17 protein-coding genes and 5 tRNA genes are annotated in these 22,613 nt (G+C 61.5%); 18 read left to right on the top strand and 4 right to left on the bottom strand.

Annotated elements, in window-relative coordinates:
- Positions 1 to 50 precede the first annotated feature (50 nt).
- Together ACX17K_RS16165 and ACX17K_RS16160 are read left to right on the top strand one after the other, a co-directional pair.
- Positions 51 to 1,904, top strand: a complete 1,854-nt coding sequence (locus ACX17K_RS16165) for a PglL family O-oligosaccharyltransferase (protein ID WP_493775588.1) — start codon at positions 51 to 53, stop codon at positions 1,902 to 1,904.
- 92 nt (positions 1,905 to 1,996) lie between these two features.
- Entirely contained in the window at positions 1,997 to 3,781 is a 1,785-nt protein-coding gene (locus tag ACX17K_RS16160; RefSeq protein WP_493775587.1) for a PglL family O-oligosaccharyltransferase, read from the top strand.
- Positions 3,782 to 3,866: 85 nt separating this feature from the next.
- Here the strand turns inward: ACX17K_RS16160 and rpoH are convergent, their stop codons facing one another.
- The 4 genes from rpoH to ftsY all read right to left on the bottom strand — a co-directional run bounded on the left by rpoH (position 3,867) and on the right by ftsY (position 7,638).
- Positions 3,867 to 4,730: an RNA polymerase sigma factor RpoH gene (gene rpoH / locus ACX17K_RS16155; RefSeq protein ID WP_021478152.1), complete on the bottom strand. Its 864-nt coding sequence runs from the start codon at positions 4,728 to 4,730 to the stop codon at positions 3,867 to 3,869.
- A 128-nt stretch (positions 4,731 to 4,858) separates the two neighbouring features.
- On the bottom strand, positions 4,859 to 5,767 hold the full coding sequence (ftsX, locus tag ACX17K_RS16150) for a permease-like cell division protein FtsX (RefSeq protein WP_046158084.1): 909 nt from the start codon (positions 5,765 to 5,767) through the stop codon (positions 4,859 to 4,861).
- On the bottom strand, positions 5,764 to 6,417 hold the full coding sequence (gene ftsE / locus ACX17K_RS16145) for a cell division ATP-binding protein FtsE (protein WP_011137750.1): 654 nt from the start codon (positions 6,415 to 6,417) through the stop codon (positions 5,764 to 5,766). The genes ftsX and ftsE overlap by 4 nt, the downstream gene beginning before the upstream one ends.
- A gap of 63 nt (positions 6,418 to 6,480) precedes the next feature.
- Positions 6,481 to 7,638 (bottom strand): signal recognition particle-docking protein FtsY, encoded by a 1,158-nt coding sequence (gene ftsY, locus ACX17K_RS16140; protein ID WP_493775586.1) that lies wholly within the window; start codon positions 7,636 to 7,638, stop codon positions 6,481 to 6,483.
- A gap of 237 nt (positions 7,639 to 7,875) precedes the next feature.
- Here ftsY and rsmD point away from each other — a divergent pair, with 237 nt between their 5' ends.
- The 16 genes from rsmD (at position 7,876) to rpoC (ending at position 22,557) form a co-directional block, all read left to right on the top strand.
- A complete protein-coding gene (rsmD, locus tag ACX17K_RS16135) occupies positions 7,876 to 8,430 on the top strand; it encodes a 16S rRNA (guanine(966)-N(2))-methyltransferase RsmD (protein ID WP_493775585.1) in 555 nt (184 codons plus the stop codon).
- Between the two features lie 107 nt (positions 8,431 to 8,537).
- Entirely contained in the window at positions 8,538 to 8,789 is a 252-nt protein-coding gene (locus ACX17K_RS16130; RefSeq protein ID WP_021478148.1) for a YfhL family 4Fe-4S dicluster ferredoxin, read from the top strand.
- 139 nt (positions 8,790 to 8,928) lie between these two features.
- Positions 8,929 to 9,013 (top strand) — tRNA-Tyr (locus ACX17K_RS16125).
- 53 nt (positions 9,014 to 9,066) lie between these two features.
- A tRNA-Gly gene (locus ACX17K_RS16120) sits at positions 9,067 to 9,140 on the top strand.
- A gap of 26 nt (positions 9,141 to 9,166) precedes the next feature.
- Positions 9,167 to 9,241, top strand: a tRNA-Thr gene (locus ACX17K_RS16115).
- Between the two features lie 39 nt (positions 9,242 to 9,280).
- Entirely contained in the window at positions 9,281 to 10,471 is a 1,191-nt protein-coding gene (gene tuf, locus ACX17K_RS16110) for an elongation factor Tu (RefSeq protein ID WP_347370143.1), read from the top strand.
- A gap of 7 nt (positions 10,472 to 10,478) precedes the next feature.
- Positions 10,479 to 10,554, top strand: a tRNA-Trp gene (locus tag ACX17K_RS16105).
- A gap of 65 nt (positions 10,555 to 10,619) precedes the next feature.
- Positions 10,620 to 10,976, top strand: a complete 357-nt coding sequence (gene secE, locus ACX17K_RS16100; protein ID WP_231153999.1) for a preprotein translocase subunit SecE — start codon at positions 10,620 to 10,622, stop codon at positions 10,974 to 10,976.
- Entirely contained in the window at positions 10,976 to 11,509 is a 534-nt protein-coding gene (nusG, locus tag ACX17K_RS16095; RefSeq protein ID WP_021479133.1) for a transcription termination/antitermination protein NusG, read from the top strand. Before secE ends, nusG begins: the two co-directional genes overlap by 1 nt.
- A gap of 100 nt (positions 11,510 to 11,609) precedes the next feature.
- A complete protein-coding gene (gene rplK / locus ACX17K_RS16090) occupies positions 11,610 to 12,041 on the top strand; it encodes a 50S ribosomal protein L11 (RefSeq protein ID WP_231154000.1) in 432 nt (143 codons plus the stop codon).
- On the top strand, positions 12,042 to 12,737 hold the full coding sequence (rplA, locus tag ACX17K_RS16085) for a 50S ribosomal protein L1 (RefSeq protein WP_231154001.1): 696 nt from the start codon (positions 12,042 to 12,044) through the stop codon (positions 12,735 to 12,737).
- A gap of 178 nt (positions 12,738 to 12,915) precedes the next feature.
- Positions 12,916 to 12,990: transfer RNA gene (locus ACX17K_RS16080), tRNA-Thr, on the top strand.
- 86 nt (positions 12,991 to 13,076) lie between these two features.
- Entirely contained in the window at positions 13,077 to 13,574 is a 498-nt protein-coding gene (gene rplJ / locus ACX17K_RS16075) for a 50S ribosomal protein L10 (RefSeq protein ID WP_021479136.1), read from the top strand.
- A 36-nt stretch (positions 13,575 to 13,610) separates the two neighbouring features.
- The gene (rplL, locus tag ACX17K_RS16070; protein ID WP_021479137.1) at positions 13,611 to 13,982 is read left to right on the top strand and encodes a 50S ribosomal protein L7/L12; all 372 of its coding nucleotides are present in this window, start codon (positions 13,611 to 13,613) and stop codon (positions 13,980 to 13,982) included.
- 154 nt (positions 13,983 to 14,136) lie between these two features.
- Positions 14,137 to 18,309, top strand: a complete 4,173-nt coding sequence (gene rpoB / locus ACX17K_RS16065) for a DNA-directed RNA polymerase subunit beta (RefSeq protein ID WP_493775584.1) — start codon at positions 14,137 to 14,139, stop codon at positions 18,307 to 18,309.
- A gap of 57 nt (positions 18,310 to 18,366) precedes the next feature.
- On the top strand, positions 18,367 to 22,557 hold the full coding sequence (gene rpoC, locus ACX17K_RS16060; protein WP_493775583.1) for a DNA-directed RNA polymerase subunit beta': 4,191 nt from the start codon (positions 18,367 to 18,369) through the stop codon (positions 22,555 to 22,557).
- The last annotated feature ends 56 nt before the right edge of the window (positions 22,558 to 22,613 follow it).

The following is a 22,613-nucleotide window of genomic DNA, read 5'->3' as shown; positions in this document are numbered from 1 at the left end:
GCATTCCAAGCGAGAATGCGATTGCATATCAAGCATGGGGGCGCGAGGTGGTGAGCGGCAATATTTCGAACAATATTCGTAGCGGCGGCTTGCTGGCCTTGCTGTACGCCCTGCTTTTCATTTCTCCTTTTCTGAACTTCGCTCGCTACCCTCCCTTTCAGGATTGGTGGAGCAATGCGCTTGCCGTCGGCGGCTGTGGTTTGGCGTCGATATTGCTTCTTTCGACTCGGGCAGAGCTGCTGGCCATTCCGCGAGTGGTGTTGGTATTAGCCGCGCTATTGTTGCAATGGGGCTATTTGTCCGGACTCTGGTATCAGAATTTCCTGTTCGCCATTCCCGCTCTTGGCGCCTTGTGCTGCATGCTGTTTCTTTCCCTGTTCGTCAGCAACGCCGCCCATATAAGCAGGGAGAGGTGGTGCGCGCTCTTGGCAGCTTGCTTGGTGTTGGGCGCTTCGCTCCAGATCATATTGGGCGCGATACAGATCGTGGGACTGGCGCCGCTTTTCCGCGGTTGGGTGTTGTTCAATATGGGTTCGCCGACGGATCTGCTCGGGAATGTCGGCCAGCGCAATATGTATGCCGAGTATGTGGCATGGGCCATTCCCGCGGTTTGCCTGTTGTATGCGCGCGGTGCGTTGAGAATGGGTTTCTGCTTTGCCGTTCTTTTATTTCTGGCGTTGTTCATGACCTGGACGGGAGCCCGGCTGGTGTTGGCGTATGGTTTGGCCTGGGCATGCGTCGCATGGTTCTGGTATCGCCGATCGCCAGCGGATCCAGTGCTGAAACGCATGCTGCACGCGATGCTGTCCGCAGTCATCCTGCTGGTGTTGTTGCAGGTATTCAACCGGGAGATCATTGCCGGGCTGAATCATTTGGGATTGCATCTGCAGATGCAGAGCGGTTCGGATCGTCTGATGGACGCAGGTTTCGGCGCCAGGAGGCGGATAGAATGGAGCAAGGCGTGGGAAGTCTTTCTGGCGCATCCTTGGGTGGGGGGAGGACTGGGCAGTTACGCGGCCGAGTCTGTTCGTCTGGAGGCGTTTGGAGGACTGCCCAAGGCGCCGGAAAGTTGGTTGTTTACGCACTGCCACAACCTTTTCTTCCAGCTATTGGCTGAAACAGGCTTATCCGGCGCGCTGACTGTTCTGGTCGGGCTGGTTTGGTGCCTTTTCCCCTATATGGGAAGGGGCAGGCAAACACCCGAGAACATGATGTTGATCAGCATCGCCGCGGCAATACTGATCCATAGCCAGTTTGAGTTTCCGCTATGGTATATGCCGTTTTTGGCAATGTTGACGCTGATATGCGCCTTGTCGCCTGCCGCGGCGTTGACGCTGCCTTTTTCCCGACTGCTGCGCAATGGCCTCTGCTTGTTGGCCGGCAGCGCGATGTGGGCGCATGTCGCCGGCGGCGCTTTTTTGTTTCCGAAGCTGATTCGATACAATTATCCGACACGATCGATTGCCGAAAATCAGCAGAGGATCATCTTCCTGGAAAAGGCGGGTTTGAATCCGTTCTGGACTGCGGAGACCAATCTCATGCTGGCGAACTATCTGGTGCCGACCCGGGAAATGCTGGCGCTTGAGCTTCCTCGTTTCGAACAGTTTGCCAAGTGGCAGCCTTATCCATCCACGCTGGTCAAGCTCAGCCAGCTGCAAGCTTTGGCTCATCAGCCGGAGGCTGCCCAGGCAAGCCTGGCGCTGGCGATCGCGAGCTTTCCTGACTATTGCCCTCAGTTTGCCGCAGTGCTCGCAGCTAGCCAGGAGCCGGAGATGAAGCCGTTGGCGAGCCTGGCGGGGCGATCCGCTCAGGCATACGCCGCGCATGGCATGTCTACGGATGCCGGCCGCGTGGCCGCGGTGATGACTGTCGCGTCGCCGGTCACGCGCAAGACGCTGTTCTGAGCTTTGTAACGCGCCGACACACTTGATGGGTTTTGCCGGGGCGGCGCATGCGGTATGCTGCCCGCTTCCTGCTTTCCGACATCTGATCTGCCATGACTTTTCAGAAGATTTCCGAGCGCCTGGCGTTGCTGGCACTTTGCCTGATCGCCATCGTGCCTTTCGCCTCCCGCGTCCACTTCGTGCCGCTGCCGCAGTGGTTCGGCGAGATCAACGTGATCTGGCTGCTACTGGCCGCCGGCGTGTTTCTGCTGCCCGGCGCGCGGCTGTTCGATTCGATGCCGCGCGCCGGCTGGCTGTGCCTGGCCCTGGCCGGGGCCTGGGCGCTGCAGCCGCAGTTCGTCCACCTGCTGTTTCCCGGCATGAGCTACGTCACTGCGCTGGCCTGGCTGGCGGCGGCGTTGCTGGCCTCGGTCACAGCGTCGCTGCGCGGCGCCCTGGGCGACCGGGAGTTCGCGGTGTGGCTGGCGCGGGCGGTCATCGTCGGTGGCTTGGTGCAGTCGCTGATCGGCACCGCCCAGCTGACCGGCCTGGCGCCGGCGCTGGGGCTGTTCTACGACGGTTCCCACCCCACCAGCAATATCTTCGGCCATATCGGCCAGCGCAACCAGTACGCCCATTACCTGATGTGGTCGGTGGTGTCCGGCGTCTACCTGTTCGCCGTCGGCCGCCTGGGGCGCGGCTGGCTGGTCGCGCTGGTGTTGTGGATGGCGCTGATGCTGGGCTGGGCCGGCTCGCGCACCATCCTGCTCTATCTGGTGGCGCTGTCGGCGCTGGCCGGCTTGTGGCACTGGCGCGGCCGCGACGAGGCGTCGCGCCGGATGATGCTGGCGATGTGGGCCGCTTCCGGCACGATTCTGGCCGCCCAGTTCGCGCTGCCGTTGTTCAATCACCTGATTTCGCTGCTGACCCACTCCGATGTCGAGAACGCGTCCGGCATCGCGCGGCTGGCGGCCAACGGCGACGATATGGGCGCGCGCCGCTTCGCCGAGATGCACAAGGCCTGGATGACCTTCCAGGCGCATCCGCTGTGGGGCGTGGGCTGGTCGCAGTACGCGGCGGAAAGCGTGCGCCTGCAGCCGCTGCCGCAGTTCGCCGCGGCCGGCTACAACAGCGGGCTGTTCACCAACGCCCACAATCTGCTGATGCAGCTGCTGGCGGAGATGGGCGGCGTGGTGACCGCGCTGGTGGTGGCCGGCTTCGTCTGGACGGTGCTGCCGTTCTTCCGCCGCAAGGCCGAGCCCGAAGGTGTGTTGGCGCTGGGCTGCGTCGCGGTGACGCTGACCCACAGCATGCTGGAGTACCCGCTGTGGTACTACTACTTCCTGGCGATGCTGGTGGTGTTCATGGCGATGGCGCCGCGCAGCGAGCGCCCGCTGGCCTGGCCGCTGCGGCTGCCGTTGCTGGCGGCGCTGGTATGGGTGGGCTGGCTGTCGATCAGCACCTCCTCCATGTTCTGGGAGCTGGTGAACCTCTACGTGCCGACCGGCAACGCGGCCAAGGACAAGGTCCGCACCGAGCGCCTGGTCGAAATCGTCGAAACCAAGCCCTTGTTCGCCTACCACGCGCTGTACACGCTGGACGATTATCTGCCGGTTAACCGGGACAATTTGAAGCAAAAGCTGGCGCTGGAAGACCGGCTGACCGAGTTCCGCCCTTATCCGGATGTGATGCTGAAGCGCGCCCAGCTGGAGGTGCTGGCTGGCAAACAGGCCAAGGCCGAGCAGACGCTGCGCACCACGCTGGCATCGTTCCCGACCTATGCCGGCCAGTTCCTGGAGACGCTGGGCGATCAGGAGCCGGCCTGGGCGCCGCTGCGCAAGATCAGCCGCGACGCCTACGACAAGCTGCCGGCGAAGTTCCGCACGTTGCAGGAGTGATGGTTTTCCTCCGCGCAGGATGGCGGAGGGAATAAAAAAGCCGCTCGAATCTTCGAGCGGCTTTTTCGCGTCCGGCGGCGCGGGATCAGTTGTCGAGCACCACGCCTTCGCTGAGCGCGGTTTTCATCTTGGTCAGCGCCTTGGCCTCGATCTGGCGGATGCGCTCGGCCGACACGCCGAACTCGGCGGCCAGCTCATGCAGCGTGGAGCCGCTGTCGTCGGCCAGCCAGCGCGCCTCTACGATGCGGCGGCTGCGGGCGTCCAGCGTGGACAGCGCGTATTCCAGGCCTTCCGACTGCAGATGGTCGAAAGCGCGGCGCTCCAGCGCGCGGGTCGGCTCGCTGTGGCTGTCGGCCAGCCAGTCTATCGGCGCGTAGCTGTCCTCGTCGTCGCTGTCGGCCAGCAGGGAGATGTCCTGGCCGTTCATGCGGATTTCCATTTCGCGCACTTCCTCGGGCTTGACGCCCAAGTCGTTGGCGATGGATTTGGCTTCCTGCTCGGACAGCGCGGAGAAACCGCTCTTCATGCTGCGCAGGTTGAAGAACAGCTTGCGCTGCGGCTTGGTGGTGGCGATGCGCACCAGGCGCCAGTTGCGCAGGATGAATTCGTGGATCTCGGCCTTGATCCAGTGGATGGCGAACGAGAACAGGCGCACGCCGCGGCCCGGCTCGAAGCGCTTCACCGCCTTCATCAGGCCGATATTGCCTTCCTGGATCAGGTCGGCTTGCTGCAAGCCGTAGCCGGCGTAACCGCGCGACACGGACACCACCACGCGCAGGTGCGACAGCACCATCTGCCGCGCCGCTTCCAGGTCGTTTTCCTGCTGGAAACGGGTCGCGAGTTCGGTTTCCTGCTCCGGCGTCAGCATGGGCACGCTGTTGACGGCCTGGATGTACTGTTCCAGGCTGCCGCTGGTCGACGGGACGGGAAGGGCAAATGTTGTGTTCATTGCGATGGCTACCTCCTTGGGTAGTGCTATGTTAGCACTCGAGTATTGAGAGTGCTAGCAGCGAAAGGTTCCCGAGTCAATGATATTTAACAATCGGCCCGATAGTTGAAACCTTTCGCTTGTCATTTTTACTTCGGCTCCACCTTGCGTAGGTGGTGGTCGGCCGCCAGCCGCGCGCCCAGCATCGCCAGCGCGGCGGAGATGCCGATCAGCGCCGCCAGCTCCGGCAGGTTCAGCGCGCGCAGCTCCACCCGCTCGCCGTACAGCATCGCGAACTCGCTGATGGCCGGGTTGGCCATCGCGGCCAGCCAGCAGGACAGGCCCCAGGCCAGCAGCGCCGCCAGCACGCCCTGCCAAAGCGCGTGATACAGGAAGGGGCGGCGGATGAAACTGTCGGTGGCGCCGATCAGCTTGGACACCGCGATCTCGTCCTGGCGGGCCAGGATCTGCATCCGGATCGCGTTGTGGGTGACCAGCACCAGCGCCAGGCCCAGAGCGGCGGCCAGGAACCAGGTCAGCTTCTTGCCCATCTCCACCATGCCGTACAGGCGCTTGGCCCAGCTGGCGTCGAATTGCGCCAGCTCCACCATCGGCAGGCCGGACAGCTCCTTCTGCAGCATGTCCAGCTCGCGCGGCTCGAGAGACTTGGGCGTCACCACGAAGGCGTCGGGCAGCGGGTTGCCTTCCAGGCCGTCGGACAGGCCGGACAAGCCGTTGCGCTTTTCAAGATCCTGCAGCGCCTGGCCCTTGCTGACGAAGGAGAAGCTCTTCACCTTGGGGTGGTGCGACAGCGTGCTGTTGACGGCGGCGATGTCGGCCTGTTCGGCTGTCTGCTCCATGAACAGCGTGATCTGCGGCGTGGCGGTCAGGCGGCCCACCCATTCCTGCACGCTGTTGACCGCGAGGTAAAGGGACAGCGGCAAAGCCAGCGCCAGCGCCAGCATCAACAGGGTCAGCAGGCTGCCGAAGGGCTGGCGGACGATCTTGGCCAGCGCCTGCTTGGCGCTCTGCCAGTTCAGATAGAGAAAGTGTTTCATGCGGCGAACTGTCCTTCCCTCAGGCGGATGATGCGGCGGCCGTAATCTTCCATCAGCGTTTCGTCGTGGGCGGAGATCAGCACGGTGACGCCCACCTGATGGAAGGACTTGAACAGCTCCATGATGTCCAGCGCGTAGGCGCGGTCCAGGTTGGCCGACGGCTCGTCCGCCAGCAGGATGCTGGGGCGGTGGACTACGGCGCGGGCGATGCACAGCCGCTGCTGCTCGCCGCCTGACAGCCGGATCGGCATCATTTTTTCCTTGGGCAGCAGGCCCACCTTGTCCAGCGCCGCGCGCACGCGCTTGGCGGCGTCGCGGCGGTCGAAGCCGATGATGTCCAGCGGCAGCATCACGTTGTCGAACACGCTGCGGTCGAACAGGATCTTGTGGTCCTGGAACACCATGCCCAGATGCTGGCGCACGTAGGGCACTTGGCTGGCGCGCAGCTTGGACAGGTTCTGGCCATTGACGATGACGCCGCCGCTGGTGGCGCGCTCGATGCCGGCGATCAGCTTCAGCAAGGTGGACTTGCCGGCGCCGGAGTGGCCGGCGAGAAACACCATTTCGCCGGTTTCTATGGTGAACGACAGGTTCTTCAGGGCTTCGTTGCCGCCTGGATAGCGCTTGGTGACCTGGTCGAACTGTATCATTGAGAGGTTTCCCGCTTGTTGGCTGAGAAAAGGCGGCCGCGCCTGCGGCCGCGAATCATGGTTTTATTCGAACAGCGCGTCGATGTAGTCGCGGCTGTCGAACGGCCGCAGATCATCGATGCTTTCGCCTACGCCGACGAAGCGCAGCGGAATCGGCCGCTGTTTGGCGATGGCGGCGATCACGCCGCCCTTGGCGGTGCCGTCCAGCTTGGTCAGGATCAGGCCGGTCAGGCCCAGCGCGTCGTCGAAGGCCTTCACCTGGCTGACGGTGTTCTGGCCGATATTGGCGTCCAGCACCAGCACCACTTCGTGCGGGGCGTCCGGCAGCGCCTTCTGGATCACGCGCTTCACCTTCTTGATCTCTTCCATCAGGTGCAGCTGCGTAGGCAGGCGGCCGGCGGTGTCGGCCAGCACGATGTCGATGCCGCGGGCGACGGCGGCCTGGATCGCGTCATAGCAGACGGCGGCGGAGTCGCCGCCCTGCTGAGCGATCACGGTGACGTTGTTGCGCTCGCCCCAGGCGATCAGCTGTTCGCGCGCGGCGGCGCGGAAGGTGTCGCCGGCGGCCAGGAGCACGCTTTTGCCCTGGCTTTGGTAGTACTTGGCCAGCTTGCCGATGGAGGTGGTCTTGCCGGCGCCGTTGACGCCGGTCATCATGATCACGAACGGCTTCTTGCCTTCCACGTTCAGCGGCACTTCCAGCGGGCCGATCAGATCCTGCAGCGAATCCTTCAGCGCGCCCTTCAATTCGGACGAATCCTTCAGGCCCTTCAGCGACACGCGCTCGCGCACGTCCTGCAGCAGATGGACGGTGGCGTCCATGCCCATGTCGGCGGTCAGCAGCACCGTTTCCAGTTCTTCGTACAGGTCTTCGTCGATCTTGCCGCCGCCGAACAGGCCGGCCAACTGCTTGCCCAGCCGGTCGCGGGTCTTGGCCAGGCCGGCTTTCAGCCGCTCGGTCCAACTCATTTTCTTCAGCGGCGTCGGCGCTTCTTCGACCGGCGCGGCGGGCGCGGCCGCAATCGGCGCTGCCGGGGCCGGTTCGGGGGCAGCCGGCGTGTCTGTCGTCATCGCCGGCATCGCGTCGAGCTGAGGCGCCGCGGCCGGGGCGGGGTCATGGGCCTCAAACGAGGTGGGCGCTTGTTCCGGCGCGGCCTGCGCCGGGATTTCGATTTGCGGCGTTTCCGCCGGCTTGGTCTTTTTCTTGAAGAAGCTAAACATGCGTGAATGGGCCAGAAAAGCGGTAAATGGCTAAGATTGTATCCTCAAACGCCGCCGAGCACAGAATCGGCTGGCGATGCGTGGTCGGAAAACTGCGGCGTCGCTGGAAACATATATAAGGAATAGTTGCCGAATTTCGCCGCCGGCGCGACAGATTCGCCGCCCGGCGCGCGGGAATGAGGCGCTAAAGTCCTGATCAGGTTAAACTCTCGCGCTTGTCCCTAGAGTTTAGCTTTCATGAGTCAGACACGTAATAAGGTCAGAATCATAGGCGGCGACTACCGTCGCCGCCTGTTGCCTTTCCCCGAAGCCGAAGGCTTGCGGCCGACGCCGGACCGCGTGCGCGAGACGCTGTTCAACTGGCTGGGCCAGGATTTGTACGGCAAGAGCTGCCTGGATCTGTTCGCCGGCAGCGGCGCGCTGGGCTTCGAGGCGGCGTCGCGTTCGGCGCGGCGGGTGGTGATGGTGGAGAAGTCGCGCAAAGTCTATGAGTCGTTGCAGGCCAACCGCCAGTTGCTGCAGGCCGGCACGCTAGACGTGGTCGCAGGCGACGCGCTGCTGTATCTGAAGAACAGCCGCGAAACCTTCGATGTGATCTTCCTGGATCCCCCGTACGACTCCGACCTGCTGCCGCGGGCGCTGCCGCTGGCGCTGGAGCGCTTGTCAGAAGAGGGCGTGCTGTATGTCGAGGCGCGGCAATGGCCGGATGAGTTGCCGGAAGGCCTGGCGGCGCTGCGGCGCGACAAGGCGGGCATGGTCCATTACGGCCTATTGAGCCGCCAGCCTGGATAGGAGCGTCGCGGCGGGGAGTTTGCGCCTATGGATATAACCAGCGCGAACTTGCGACCCCGGGCGGCGGGTGACAGAATTCATGTTGTGGAATACCTGAGGAAATTACTATGTCTTTGATGATTACCGACGAATGCATCAACTGCGACGTCTGTGAGCCGGAGTGCCCGAACAACGCGATCTCCCAGGGCGAGGAGATCTACCAGATCGACCCGGAATTGTGTACCCAGTGCGTCGGCCACTACGACGAGCCGCAGTGCCAGCAAGTCTGTCCGGTCGATTGCATCCCCCTGGATCCGTCCCGCGAGGAGACCCAGGATGAGCTTCACCAGAAATATCTGAAGATTTCCGGCAAGGCCTGATCAAGCTAAGTTATTGAAGCAAAATGGAATGCCCCGCAGGTCGCGGGGCATTTTTTATTTTTCGGCGAAAAAGTGAAGTTTTTTTCGCAAAAGGTGTTGACGATCAGGCGGGTCATCTATAATATTCGGGTCTCTTTCAGGAGGGATTCCCGAGCGGTCAAAGGGATCAGACTGTAAATCTGACGGCTCTGCCTTCGAAGGTTCGAATCCTTCTCCCTCCACCAGAATTAGATGAAGCGCTTGGCAGTGAAGTTAAGCTGTCTTGTTGTAAAGCCAGGCGGGTGTAGCTCAATGGTAGAGCAGAAGCCTTCCAAGCTTACGACGAGGGTTCGATTCCCTTCACCCGCTCCAAGCGTCTGATTGTAGCCTGTTTAAGGGCCCATGTAGCTCAGGGGTAGAGCACTCCCTTGGTAAGGGAGAGGTCGGCAGTTCAATTCTGCCCATGGGCACCACCAATTTTATTTGCTTGTTTCGTATTCAGGAAATTTGCCATGGCTAAGGAAAAGTTCGAGCGGACCAAACCGCACGTAAACGTCGGCACCATCGGTCACGTGGACCATGGTAAAACCACTCTGACCGCTGCTATCACCACCATTCTGTCCAAGAAGTTCGGTGGCGAAGCCAAGGACTACTCCCAGATCGACAGCGCGCCGGAAGAGAAGGCTCGTGGTATCACCATCAATACCGCGCACGTTGAATACGAAACCGAAGCCCGTCACTACGCTCACGTAGACTGCCCGGGTCACGCCGACTATGTGAAGAACATGATCACCGGCGCGGCTCAGATGGACGGCGCGATCCTGGTTTGCTCGGCCGCTGACGGTCCGATGCCGCAAACCCGCGAACACATCCTGCTGTCCCGCCAAGTTGGCGTGCCGTACATCATCGTCTACCTGAACAAGGCTGACCTGGTTGACGATGCCGAGCTGCTGGAACTGGTTGAAATGGAAGTGCGCGATCTGCTGTCTTCCTACGACTTCCCGGGCGATGACACCCCGATCGTGACTGGCTCCGCACGTCTGGCGCTGGAAGGCGACCAGTCCGAAATGGGCGAGCCGTCGATCTTCCGTCTGGCTGACGCGCTGGATTCCTACATCCCGACTCCGGAGCGCGCTGTTGACAAGCCGTTCCTGCTGCCGATCGAAGACGTGTTCTCGATCTCCGGCCGCGGCACCGTGGTGACCGGTCGCGTAGAGCGCGGCATTGTGAAAGTCGGCGAAGAGCTGGAAATCGTGGGCCTGAAGGCTACCGTGAAGACCACCTGCACCGGCGTGGAAATGTTCCGCAAGCTGCTGGATCAAGGTCAAGCTGGCGACAACGTTGGCGTGCTGCTGCGCGGCACCAAGCGTGAAGACGTGGAGCGTGGCCAGGTTCTGTCCAAGCCGGGCAGCATCACCCCGCACACCGACTTCGCAGCTTCCGTGTATGTTCTGTCCAAGGACGAAGGTGGCCGTCACACTCCGTTCTTCGCGAACTACCGTCCGCAGTTCTACTTCCGCACCACCGACGTGACCGGCGCAGTTAGCCTGGCCGAAGGCGTGGAAATGGTAATGCCGGGCGACAACGTGGAAATCACCGTTGCCCTGATCGCTCCGATCGCGATGGAAGAAGGTCTGCGCTTCGCTATTCGCGAAGGTGGCCGTACCGTCGGCGCCGGCGTGGTTGCCAAGATCATCAAGTAAGGTTTAAAGGCCAGTAGCTCAATTGGTAGAGTATCGGTCTCCAAAACCGAGGGTTGGGGGTTCGAGACCCTCCTGGCCTGCCAATTAAGACCAGCCGGCGCGTTGCGCCGGTTGGTCTTTTGTCGCATGTGTGCGAGAGAAAATCGACATGGAAATGCAAGATAAGATCAAGTTGTTCCTGGCTGGTCTTGTGGTGGTTGCCGGCATCGTCGGCTTCTATCTGATTCCGGATGGCCAAGGCTTGTTGCGCGCGCTGGCTTTCGTGGCCTCCATCGTGCTGGCTGCCGGCGTGGTGTGGACTTCTGCTCCGGGCAAGGGCTTGGTCGTGTATGCGAACGAGTCCATGGTCGAGGCCCGCAAGGTGGTTTGGCCGACGCGCAAGGAGGCGACCCAGGTGACGCTGATGGTGTTCGTATTCGTCACCGTTCTGGCGCTCTTCATGTGGCTGGTGGATTCCAGCCTGTCCTGGCTGTTTTACGATGTGATTCTCGGTCGAGGTAGATAATGGCAAAGCGCTGGTATGTGGTACACGCTTACTCTGGTTTTGAGAAGAGCGTGCAAAAAGCGCTGCGTGAACGTATCGAGCGTTCCGACATCGCGGACCAATTTGGTCAGATTCTGGTGCCGGTGGAAGAGGTTGTGGACGTCAAGAACGGCCGCAAGTCCATCACCGAGCGCAAGTTCTTCCCTGGCTACGTGCTGGTGGAGATGGAAATGACCGACGATACCTGGCACCTGGTGAAAAGCACGCCCAAGGTGACCGGTTTCGTCGGCGGCACTGCCAATCGCCCGGCTCCGATTTCCAAGAAGGAAGTCGAGGCCATCATGCAGCAGATGCAAGAGGGCGTGGAGAAGCCGAAGCCGAAGGTGTTGTTCGAGGTGGGCGAGCGCGTCCGCGTCATCGATGGCCCGTTCAACGACTTCAATGGCAGCGTCGATGAAGTGAACTACGAGCGCAACAAGCTGCGCGTGTCGGTTCAGATCTTCGGTCGCGACACGCCGGTTGAGCTGGAATTCGGCCAAGTCGAAAAGCTGTAAGATTTTGCTTGGCAAACTTTTGGAAAGCGTGTAACATTCTGCGCTTTCGTCCGGGAAGCGAACGCCTGTTCGCGCTATACCCATTTTAGGAGTTTTAATCGTGGCAAAGAAAATTGTCGGCTATATCAAGCTGCAAGTCGCCGCTGGCAAAGCCAACCCGTCGCCTCCGATCGGTCCGGCACTGGGTCAGCGCGGTCTGAACATCATGGAATTCTGCAAGGCGTTCAATGCTCAAACCCAGGGCATGGAACCCGGCATGCCGATCCCGGTTGTGATCACCGCCTACGCTGACAAGTCCTTCACCTTCACGATGAAGACTCCGCCGGCAACCTTCCTGCTGAAGAAGGCCGCTGGCATCAAGTCCGGCTCCGCCAAGGCGCACGTGGACAAGGTTGGTAAAGTAACCCGCGCTCAGCTGGAAGAAATCGCCAAGACCAAGCAAGCGGATCTGACCGCTGCTGATCTGGACGCCGCTGTTCGCATCATCGCCGGTTCCGCCCGTTCGATGGGTCTGGAAGTGGAGGGCGTATAAATGGCTAAGATCTCCAAGCGCCTGCAAACTCTGAAGGCCACCGTTGACCGCAACAAGCTGTACGCCGTCGACGAAGCCATCGCTCTGGTCAAGGCTGCCGCCACTGCCAAGTTCGACGAGTCGATCGACATCGCCGTGAACCTGGGTGTGGATCCGCGTAAATCCGACCAAGTGGTCCGTGGTTCCGTGGTTCTGCCGCGCGGTACCGGCAAGTCCGTACGCGTTGCCGTATTTGCTCAAGGTGCCAACGCCGAAGCCGCCAAGGCTGCCGGCGCTGAAGTGGTCGGTTTTGAAGACCTGGCCGAGCAAGTCAAGGCCGGCAACCTGAACTTCGACGTTGTGATCGCTTCCCCGGATGCGATGCGCGTTGTGGGTCAGCTGGGCCAGATCCTGGGCCCGCGTGGCCTGATGCCGAACCCGAAGGTCGGCACTGTTACCCCGAACGTCGCCGAGGCTGTGAAGAACGCCAAGGCCGGTCAGGTTCAGTACCGTACCGACAAGGCTGGTATCATTCACGCCACCATCGGCCGCGCTTCTTTCGAAGCAGAAGCCCTGCGTGAAAACTTCTCCGCTCTGGTTGATGCCCTGGTGAAAGCCAAGCCGGCAGCTTCCAAGGGCGTGTATCTGAAAAAGATCGCCGTCTCCAGCACCATGGGCGTCGGCGCTCGCGTAGATACCGCTACCGTCAACGCCTAAGCGTTGCCGGAGCATGACGGGGCGGCGAAAGCCGTCTTGTCAAGGCTTTGGGCTGGCAGGCTCGCCTGCCAGATTGTCAAAGACCGTAGGCGCCGAAAGGCTTAATCGCAGATTGGCTAGCGTAGCAATCCGCATCCTACGCAGATGGTGTACCCGAAACAGGCTTCTTAAGTTCAAAGCTCATGTAGCTCAGGGGTAGAGCACTCCCTTGGTAAGGGAGAGGTCGGCGGTTCAATTCCGCCCATGAGCACCAGTTCTTTTTGATGTCTCCTGATACAGGTCGCCGCTGCAAAGCGAGATGGAAATTTTTCCATTTCATTTCAGTTTAGGAGGTAGACCTTGAGTCTCAATATCGAAGATAAAAAGGCGGTCGTCCAAGCAGTTTCTGCTGAACTGGCAGGCGCTCAGACCCTCGTTATCGCTGAATATCGGGGCATCGAGGTAAGCAGCATGACCAAACTCCGCGCTCAGGCGCGCGAGAGCGGCGTTTACCTGCGCGTTCTGAAGAACACGCTGGTTCGTCGCGCCGTGGAAGGCACTCCGTTCGCTGAACTGGCTGACCAGATGGTCGGCCCGTTGGTGTACGCGATTTCCGCCGACCCGGTTGCTGCTGCCAAGGTGCTGCATCAATTTGCCAAGGCTGACGACAAGATCGTCGTGAAGGCAGGTTCCTACGAAGGCAAGGTACTGTCCGCTGCTCAGGTTGCTGAGCTGGCGTCCATCCCGAGCCGCGAAGAACTGCTGTCCAAGCTTCTCTACGTTATGCAGGCTCCGGTCGCTGGCTTTGCCCGCGCGCTGGCCGCCCTGTCCGACAAGAAGCAAGCCGAAGCCGCTTAACTTATTTGATTCTTATAGAATTCAGGAGATTTTCACATGGCAATCACCAAAGAAGACATCCTCGAGGCCGTTGCTGGTCTGACCGTGATGGAACTGAACGACCTGGTTAAGGCGTTCGAAGAGAAGTTCGGCGTTTCCGCCGCTGCTGTAGCTGTTGCTGGCCCGGCTGGCGCCGGCGCTGCTGCCGCTGAAGAAAAGACCGAGTTCGACGTTGTTCTGTCCGCCGCTGGCGACAACAAGGTTGGCGTGATCAAGGTTGTTCGCGCGATCACCGGTCTGGGTCTGAAGGAAGCCAAAGACATGGTCGACGGCGCTCCGAAGAACGTGAAGGAAGGCGTGTCCAAGGCTGAAGCCGAAGACATCCTGAAGCAACTGACCGAAGCCGGTGCCAAGGCTGAAATCAAATAATCTTCTTTGAAAAAAGAAGGTGAGGCTGGCGGAGAAATCCGCCAGCCTTATTGCGCTTGTAGTTGGCGGAAACGAAGAAGGTAAAAGCCAGCAATATACTAGGCGTGGCTGCTGACTTTTAGTTTCTTGCGCCACCCACCTCGATGGAGACTCTATGAGTTATTCGTTTACTGAGAAGAAGCGTATTCGTAAGAGCTTTGCGAAACGTGCCAGTGTTCTCGACGTCCCCTTCCTGTTGGCGACCCAGATTGATTCCTACACCGAATTTCTCCAGCTGGGCAAGCCGCTGGATGAGCGCAAGGATGTGGGTCTTCAGGCTGCGTTCAAGTCGATCTTCCCGATCGTCAGCCACAACGGCTACGCTAAGCTCGACTTTGCCCATTATATTCTGGGCGAGCCTCCGTTCGACGTGCAGGAGTGTCAGCTGCGCGGCATCACGTTTGCGGCGCCGCTGCGCGCGCGCATTCGCCTGACCATTTTCGACAAAGAGTCTTCCAAGCCGGTGGTGAAGGAAGTGCGCGAGAACGAAGTCTACATGGGCGAGATTCCGCTCATGACCGGCAACGGCTCTTTCATCATCAACGGCACCGAGCGCGTCATCGTCTCCCAGCTGCATCGCTCCCCGGGCGTGTTCTTCGAGCACGACCGCGGCAAGACGCACTCGTCCGGCAAGCTGCTGTTCTCCGCCCGCGTGATTCCTTACCGCGGCTCCTGGCTGGACTTCGAGTTCGATCCGAAAGACCTGCTGTACTTCCGTATCGACCGTCGCCGCAAGATGCCGGTGACCATCCTGCTGAAGGCGCTGGGCTACAGCAACGAAGAAATCCTGTCCGAGTTCTATAGCTTCGACACCTTCTACCTGACCAAGTCCGGCGTGTTCATGCGCGTGGTACCGGATCGTCTGAAGGGCGAAGTGGCCAAGTTCGACATCGTGGCCGCCGACGGCAAGCTGATCGTCGCCAAGGACAAGCGCATCACCGCCAAGCACATCCGCGACATCCAGACCGCTGAGCTGGACCGCATCGAAGTGCCGGCCGACGCGTTGCTGGGCAAGATGCTGGCGCACAACGTCGTCAACCAGAGCACCGGCGAAGTGATCGCGCGCGCCAACGAGGAAGTGACCGAGGAAGTGCTGGCCAAGCTGGCGCTGGCGGAAATCAACCAGGTCGACGTGCTGTTCACCAACGATCTGGACCAGGGCGCTTACATCTCGCAGACCCTGCGCACCGACGACATCCAGGATCAGCTGCAAGCCCGCGTGGCCATCTACCGCATGATGCGCCCGGGCGAGCCGCCGACCGAAGACGCGGTGGAAGCGCTGTTCCAGCGCCTGTTCTTCAGTGAAGAAACCTACGATCTGTCGCGCGTGGGCCGCATGAAGTTCAGCTCGCGCACTTATCAGTACAAGTTCGACGACAAGACCCCGGAATGGTTCAAGTCGCTGATCGGCGACAAGTTCGCTCCGCGCCGCGACGTGATGGAAGGCACGCTGTCGACTGAAGACATCGTGTCCGTGATCGCGATCCTGACCGAGCTGCGCAATGGCCGCGGCGAAGTGGACGACATCGATCACCTGGGCAACCGTCGCGTGCGTTCGGTTGGCGAACTGGCCGAAAACCAGTTCCGCGCCGGTTTGGTGCGCGTCGAGCGCGCGGTCAAGGAACGCCTGAACCAGGCCGAGTCCGACAACCTGATGCCGCACGACCTGATCAACGCCAAGCCGGTATCCGCCGCGATCAAGGAATTCTTCGGTTCCTCGCAGCTGTCCCAGTTCATGGACCAGACCAACCCGCTGTCGGAAATCACCCACAAGCGCCGCGTATCGGCTCTTGGCCCGGGCGGTCTGACCCGCGAGCGCGCAGGCTTCGAAGTCCGCGACGTGCACCCGACCCACTACGGCCGCGTGTGCCCGATCGAAACGCCTGAAGGTCCGAACATCGGCCTGATCAACTCGCTGTCCGTGTTCGCGCGCACCAACGAGTTCGGTTTCCTGGAAACCCCGTACCGCAAGGTAGTGGACAGCAAGGTCACCAACGAGATCGACTATCTGTCGGCGATCGAGGAAGGCCGTTACGTGATCGCTCAGGCCAACGCCGAGCTGAGCAAGGACGGCACGCTGATCGACGAGCTGGTGACCTGCCGCGAGAAGGGCGAAACCATTCTGGCGACCCCGGACCGCGTGCAGTACATGGACGTGGCCACCGGCCAGGTGGTGTCCGTGGCGGCTTCGCTGATTCCGTTCCTGGAACACGATGACGCCAACCGCGCATTGATGGGCGCCAACATGCAACGCCAGGCCGTGCCGTGCCTGCGTCCGGAAAAAGCCTTCGTCGGCACCGGCATCGAGCGTTCCGTGGCTGTCGACTCCGGCACCACCGTGGTCGCCCGTCGCGGCGGCGTGGTGGACTATGTCGACGCCGGCCGCGTGGTGGTCCGCGTCAACGATGAAGAAGCGACCGCTGGCGAAGTGGGCGTGGACATCTACAACCTGACCAAGTTCACCCGTTCCAACCAGAACACCAACATCAACCAGCGTCCGATCGTGAAAGTGGGCGACCACATCGCGCGCGGCGACGTGGTGGCCGATGGCGCCTCCACCGACCTGGGCGAGCTGGCGCTGGGTCAGAACATGACCATCGCCTTCATGCCGTGGAACGGCTACAACTACGAAGACTCGATCCTGATCTCGGAGAAGCTGGTCGCCGAAGACCGCTACACCTCGATCCACATCGAAGAACTGTCCGTGGTTGCCCGCGACACCAAGCTGGGGCCGGAAGAAATCACCCGCGACATCCCGAACCTGTCCGAACGCATGGCTGGCCGTCTGGATGAGTCCGGCATCGTCTACATCGGCGCGGAAGTCGAAGCCGGCGACGTGCTGGTGGGCAAAGTGACGCCGAAGGGCGAAACCCAGCTGACCCCGGAAGAGAAGCTGCTGCGCGCGATCTTCGGCGAGAAGGCCTCCGACGTGAAGGATACGTCCCTGCGCGTGCCGACCGGCACCGTGGGCACCGTGATCGACGTGCAGGTGTTCACCCGCGAAGGCATCGAGCGCGACAAGCGCGCCCAGTCCATCATCGACGTGGAGCTGAAGCGCTATCGCCTGGACCTGAACGACCAGCTGCGTATTTTCGACAACGACGCCTTCAGCCGTATCGAGCGCCTGATCGTCGGCAAAGCCGCCAACGGCGGTCCGAAGCGTCTGGCCAAGGGCACCGTGATCGACCAGGAATACCTGGCCGGCCTGCCGACCAAGCACGACTGGTTCGACATCCGCATGGCTGATGAAGACATCGCCAAGCAGCTGGAACTGATCAAGGAAAGCCTGGCGCAGAAGCGCGAAGAATTCGACCTCAAGTTCGAAGACAAGAAGCGCAAGCTGACCCAGGGCGACGAGCTGCCGCCGGGCGTGCAGAAGATGGTCAAGGTCTACCTGGCCGTCAAGCGCCGCCTGCAGGCCGGCGACAAGATGGCCGGCCGCCACGGCAACAAGGGCGTGGTCTCCCGCATCCTGCCGGTGGAAGACATGCCGTACATGGGCGACGGCCGTCCGGTCGACATCGTGCTGAACCCGCTGGGCGTACCGTCGCGTATGAACATCGGCCAGATTCTGGAAGTGCACCTGGGCTGGGCCGCCAAGGGTATCGGCGAGCGCGTCAACCGCATGATCAAGGAGCAGTCCACTGCCGAGATCCGCGGCTACCTGGAGCGCATCTATAACGAAACCGGCAAGCCGGAGGAAATCGCCGCGCTGTCCGACGTCGAAGTGCTGCAGCTGGCGCAGAACCTGAGCAAGGGCATGACCTTCGCCACGCCGGTGTTCGACGGCGCCAAGGAGGCCGAGATCAAGCACATGCTGGATCTGGCCTACCCGAATGGCGACGCGCTGACCGAGCAGATGGGTTTCAACGAGTCCAAGACCCAGATGACCCTGTTCGACGGCCGCTCCGGCGAAGCCTTCGACCGCAAGGTCACCGTGGGCGTGATGCACTACCTGAAGCTGCATCACCTGGTCGATGACAAGATGCATGCCCGTTCCACCGGTCCGTACTCGCTGGTGACGCAGCAGCCGCTGGGCGGTAAGGCCCAGTTCGGCGGCCAGCGTTTCGGTGAGATGGAAGTGTGGGCGCTGGAAGCTTACGGCGCCGCCTACACCCTGCAGGAAATGCTGACGGTGAAGTCGGACGATGTGACCGGCCGTACCAAGGTCTACGAGAACATCGTCAAGGGCGAGCACAAGATCGACGCCGGCATGCCGGAATCCTTCAACGTATTGGTGAAGGAAATCCGCTCGCTGGGCCTCGATATGGACCTGGAACGTTTTTGATTGGGTAATAGGGCGCGGCGGAAAGCCGCCGCGCCTGTCCCCTGAACTGGAGACGCAATGAAAGCTTTGCTCGATCTCTTTAAGCAAGTTACGCAAGAAGAAGAGTTTGATGCGATCAAGATCGGCATCGCCTCGCCTGACAAGATCCGTTCCTGGTCTTATGGCGAAGTCAAGAAGCCGGAAACGATCAACTACCGCACCTTCAAGCCGGAGCGCGATGGCCTGTTCTGCGCCCGCATCTTCGGACCGGTGAAGGATTACGAGTGCTTGTGCGGCAAGTACAAGCGCCTGAAGCATCGCGGTGTGATCTGCGAGAAGTGCGGCGTCGAAGTGACGCTGTCCAAGGTGCGCCGCGAGCGCATGGGCCACATCGAGCTGGCCAGCCCGACCGCGCACATCTGGTTCCTGAAGTCGCTGCCGTCGCGTCTGGGCATGGTGCTGGACATGACGCTGCGCGACATCGAGCGCGTGCTGTACTTTGAAGCGTTCGTGGTGACCGATCCGGGCATGACCCCGATGCAGTACCGCCAGCTGTTGACCGAAGAGGACTTCCTGGACAAGGAAGACCAGTACGGCGAAGAGTTCGTCGCGATGATGGGCGCCGAAGCCGTCAAGGAACTGCTGAAGAAGCTGGATCTGGACGCAGAGATCGAAGGCCTGCGCCGCGAGCTGGAAACCACCAACTCCGACACCAAGATCAAGAAGATCGCCAAGCGCCTGAAGGTGCTGGAGGCGTTCCAGCGTTCCGGCATGAAGCCGGAATGGATGATCCTGGAAGTGCTGCCGGTGCTGCCGCCGGAACTGCGTCCGCTGGTTCCGCTGGACGGCGGCCGTTTCGCCACTTCGGACCTGAACGACCTGTATCGCCGCGTCATCAACCGTAACAACCGCCTGAAGCGCCTGCTGGAGCTGCGCGCGCCGGACATCATCGTGCGCAACGAGAAGCGCATGCTGCAGGAATCGGTTGACTCGCTGCTGGACAACGGCCGTCGCGGCAAGGCGATGACCGGCGCCAACAAGCGTCCGCTGAAGTCGCTGGCCGACATGATCAAGGGCAAGGGCGGTCGTTTCCGTCAAAACTTGTTGGGTAAGCGCGTCGATTACTCCGGCCGTTCCGTGATCACCGTGGGTCCGACCCTGCGCCTGCACCAGTGCGGCCTGCCGAAGAAGATGGCGCTGGAACTGTTCAAGCCGTTCATCTTCCACAAGCTGGAAGTGATGGGCCTGGCGTCCACCATCAAGGCGGCCAAGAAGCTGGTCGAGCAGGAAGTGCCGGAAGTCTGGGACATCCTGGAAGAAGTGATCCGCGAGCATCCGGTTCTGCTGAACCGCGCGCCGACGCTGCACCGTCTGGGCATCCAGGCGTTCGAGCCGGTGCTGATCGAAGGCAAGGCGATCCAGCTGCACCCGCTGGTTTGCGCGGCGTTCAACGCCGACTTCGACGGTGACCAGATGGCCGTCCACGTCCCGCTGTCGCTGGAAGCGCAAATGGAAGCCCGCACCCTGATGCTGGCCACCAACAACGTGCTGTCTCCGGCCAACGGCGAACCGATCATCGTGCCGTCGCAGGATATCGTGCTGGGTCTGTACTACATGACCCGCGACAAGGTGAACGGCAAGGGCGAAGGCATGGTGTTCGCCGACACCAAGGAAGTGCATCGCGCCTACGAAACCCGTCAGGTCGAGCTGGCCACCCGCATCACCGTCCGCCTGAAGGAATGGGAAAAGGACGAGCAGGGCGAGTTCCAGCCGGTGATCAAGCGTTACGACACCACCGTCGGCCGCGCGATCCTGTCGGACATCCTGCCGAAGGGCCTGCCGTTCGAGCACATCAACAAGGCGCTGAAGAAGAAAGAAATCTCGAAACTGATCAACGTTTCGTTCCGTCGTTGCGGCATCCGCGACACGGTGATCTTCGCCGACCAGCTGATGTACACCGGTTTCGCCTACTCCACCCGCGGCGGCATCTCCATCTGCGTGGACGACATGCAGATCCCGGCCAAGAAAGTTGACCTGCTCGGCGAGGCCAACAAGGAAGTCAAGGAGATCGAGGAACAGTACCGTCAAGGTCTGGTCACCCAGGGCGAACGCTACAACAAGGTAGTGGACATCTGGGGCCGCACCGGCGACAAGATCGCCAAGGCGATGATGGACGAGCTGTCCAAGCAGAAGGTGCTGGACCGCGAAGGCAAGGAAGTCGATCAGGAATCCTTCAACTCCATTTACATGATGGCCGACTCGGGCGCGCGGGGTTCCGCAGCCCAGATCAAGCAGCTGGCCGGCATGCGGGGTCTGATGGCGAAGCCGGACGGCTCGATTATCGAGACGCCGATTACCGCCAACTTCCGCGAAGGCCTGACCGTACTCCAGTACTTCATCTCGACTCACGGCGCCCGTAAGGGGCTGGCGGATACGGCGTTGAAGACCGCCAACTCCGGTTACCTGACCCGTCGTCTGGTCGACGTGACCCAGGATCTGGTGGTGATCGAGGACGATTGCGGCACCAGCAACGGCTTCACCATGAAGGCCGTGCTGCAGGGCGGCGACGTGATCGAAGCGCTGCGCGACCGCATCCTCGGCCGTGTGACCGCGGTCGATGTGGTGGATCCGTCCTCCGGCGAGACCGTGATCGAAGCCGGCACGCTGATGGACGAGCAGATGGTCGACCTGGTCGATAGCCTCGGCATCGACGAAGTCAAGGTTCGCACCGCGATCACTTGCGACACTCGCTACGGCCTGTGCGCGAAGTGCTACGGCCGCGACCTGGCGCGCGGCAAGCGCGTCAACGCCGGCGAAGCCGTGGGCGTGATCGCCGCTCAGTCGATCGGCGAACCGGGCACCCAGCTGACCATGCGTACCTTCCACATCGGTGGCGCGGCGTCGCGAAACGCGGCCGCCAGCCAGGTGGAAGGCAAGTCCAACGGCACCGTGCGCTTCTCCAGCCAGATGCGCTACGTGGCCAATACCAAGGGCGAGCTGATCGTCATCACCCGCTCCGGCGAAGTGGTGATCCACGACGACATGGGCCGCGAGCGCGAACGCCACAAGGTGCCGTACGGCGCGACCCTGATGGTGACCGACGGTCTGGTGATCAAGGCAGGCGCTGTGCTGGCCACCTGGGATCCGCACACCCGTCCGATCATCACCGAGTACGCTGGCCGCGTGAAGTTCGAGAACGTGGAAGAGGGCAACACCGTAGCCAAGCAGACCGACGAAGTGACCGGCCTGTCGACGCTGGTGGTCATCGACCCGAAACGCCGCGCCGGTTCGCAGTCGAAGATGCTGCGTCCGTTGGTGAAGCTGCTCGACGACAACGGCAACGAAGTGAAGCTGGCCGGTTCCGACGCGTCGGTATCGATCACCTTCCAGGTGGGCGCGATCATCACGGTCCGCGACGGCCAGGACGTGGGCAAGGGCGAAGTGCTGGCCCGCATCCCGCAGGAATCGTCGAAGACCCGCGACATTACCGGTGGTCTGCCGCGCGTGGCCGAGCTGTTCGAAGCCCGCTCGCCGAAGGATGCCGGCATGCTGGCCGAGGTGACCGGTACCGTTTCGTTCGGTAAGGACACCAAGGGCAAGCAGCGCCTGATCATCACCGATCTGGAAGGCAACGGTTACGAAAACCTGATTCCGAAGGACAAGCACGTGCTGGTCCACGACGGTCAGGTGGTGAACCGCGGCGAATCCATCGTCGACGGTCCGGTCGATCCGCACGACATCCTGCGTCTGCAGGGCATCGAGGCGCTGGCTCGCTACATCGTCCAAGAGGTGCAGGAGGTGTACCGTCTGCAAGGCGTGAAGATCAACGACAAGCACATCGAGGTGATCATTCGCCAGATGCTGCGTCGCGTCGTGATCTCCGACAGCGGCGACACCGAATTCATCCAGGGCGAGCAGGTGGAGCGCGCCGACGTGCTGGAAATGAACGACAAGATGATGGCGGAAAGCAAGGAGCCGGCGCAGTACGAAAACGTGCTGCTGGGCATCACCAAGGCTTCGCTGTCCACCGACTCGTTCATCTCCGCGGCTTCCTTCCAGGAAACCACGCGCGTGCTGACCGAAGCGGCCATCATGGGCAAGCGCGACGATCTGCGCGGTCTGAAGGAAAACGTGATCGTCGGCCGTCTGATTCCGGCCGGTACCGGTCTCGCTTACCATCGTACCCGCCGCCGCCAGAACCTGGGCCTGGACGCGGCCGATTCGATGTTGTTCGACTCGGCTCCGGCTGCGCTGGAAAGCGGCGACTAACACCGGCCTGACGGCCAAGTGTTGAAAAAACGCTGCTCCATCAACGGTTAACGTTG

The organism is Chromobacterium sp. INPA-IVC (genome assembly GCF_059047085.1).
The sequence above is the reverse complement of the archived record's forward strand: the minus strand, read 5'-3'. Positions and strand labels throughout refer to the sequence as shown.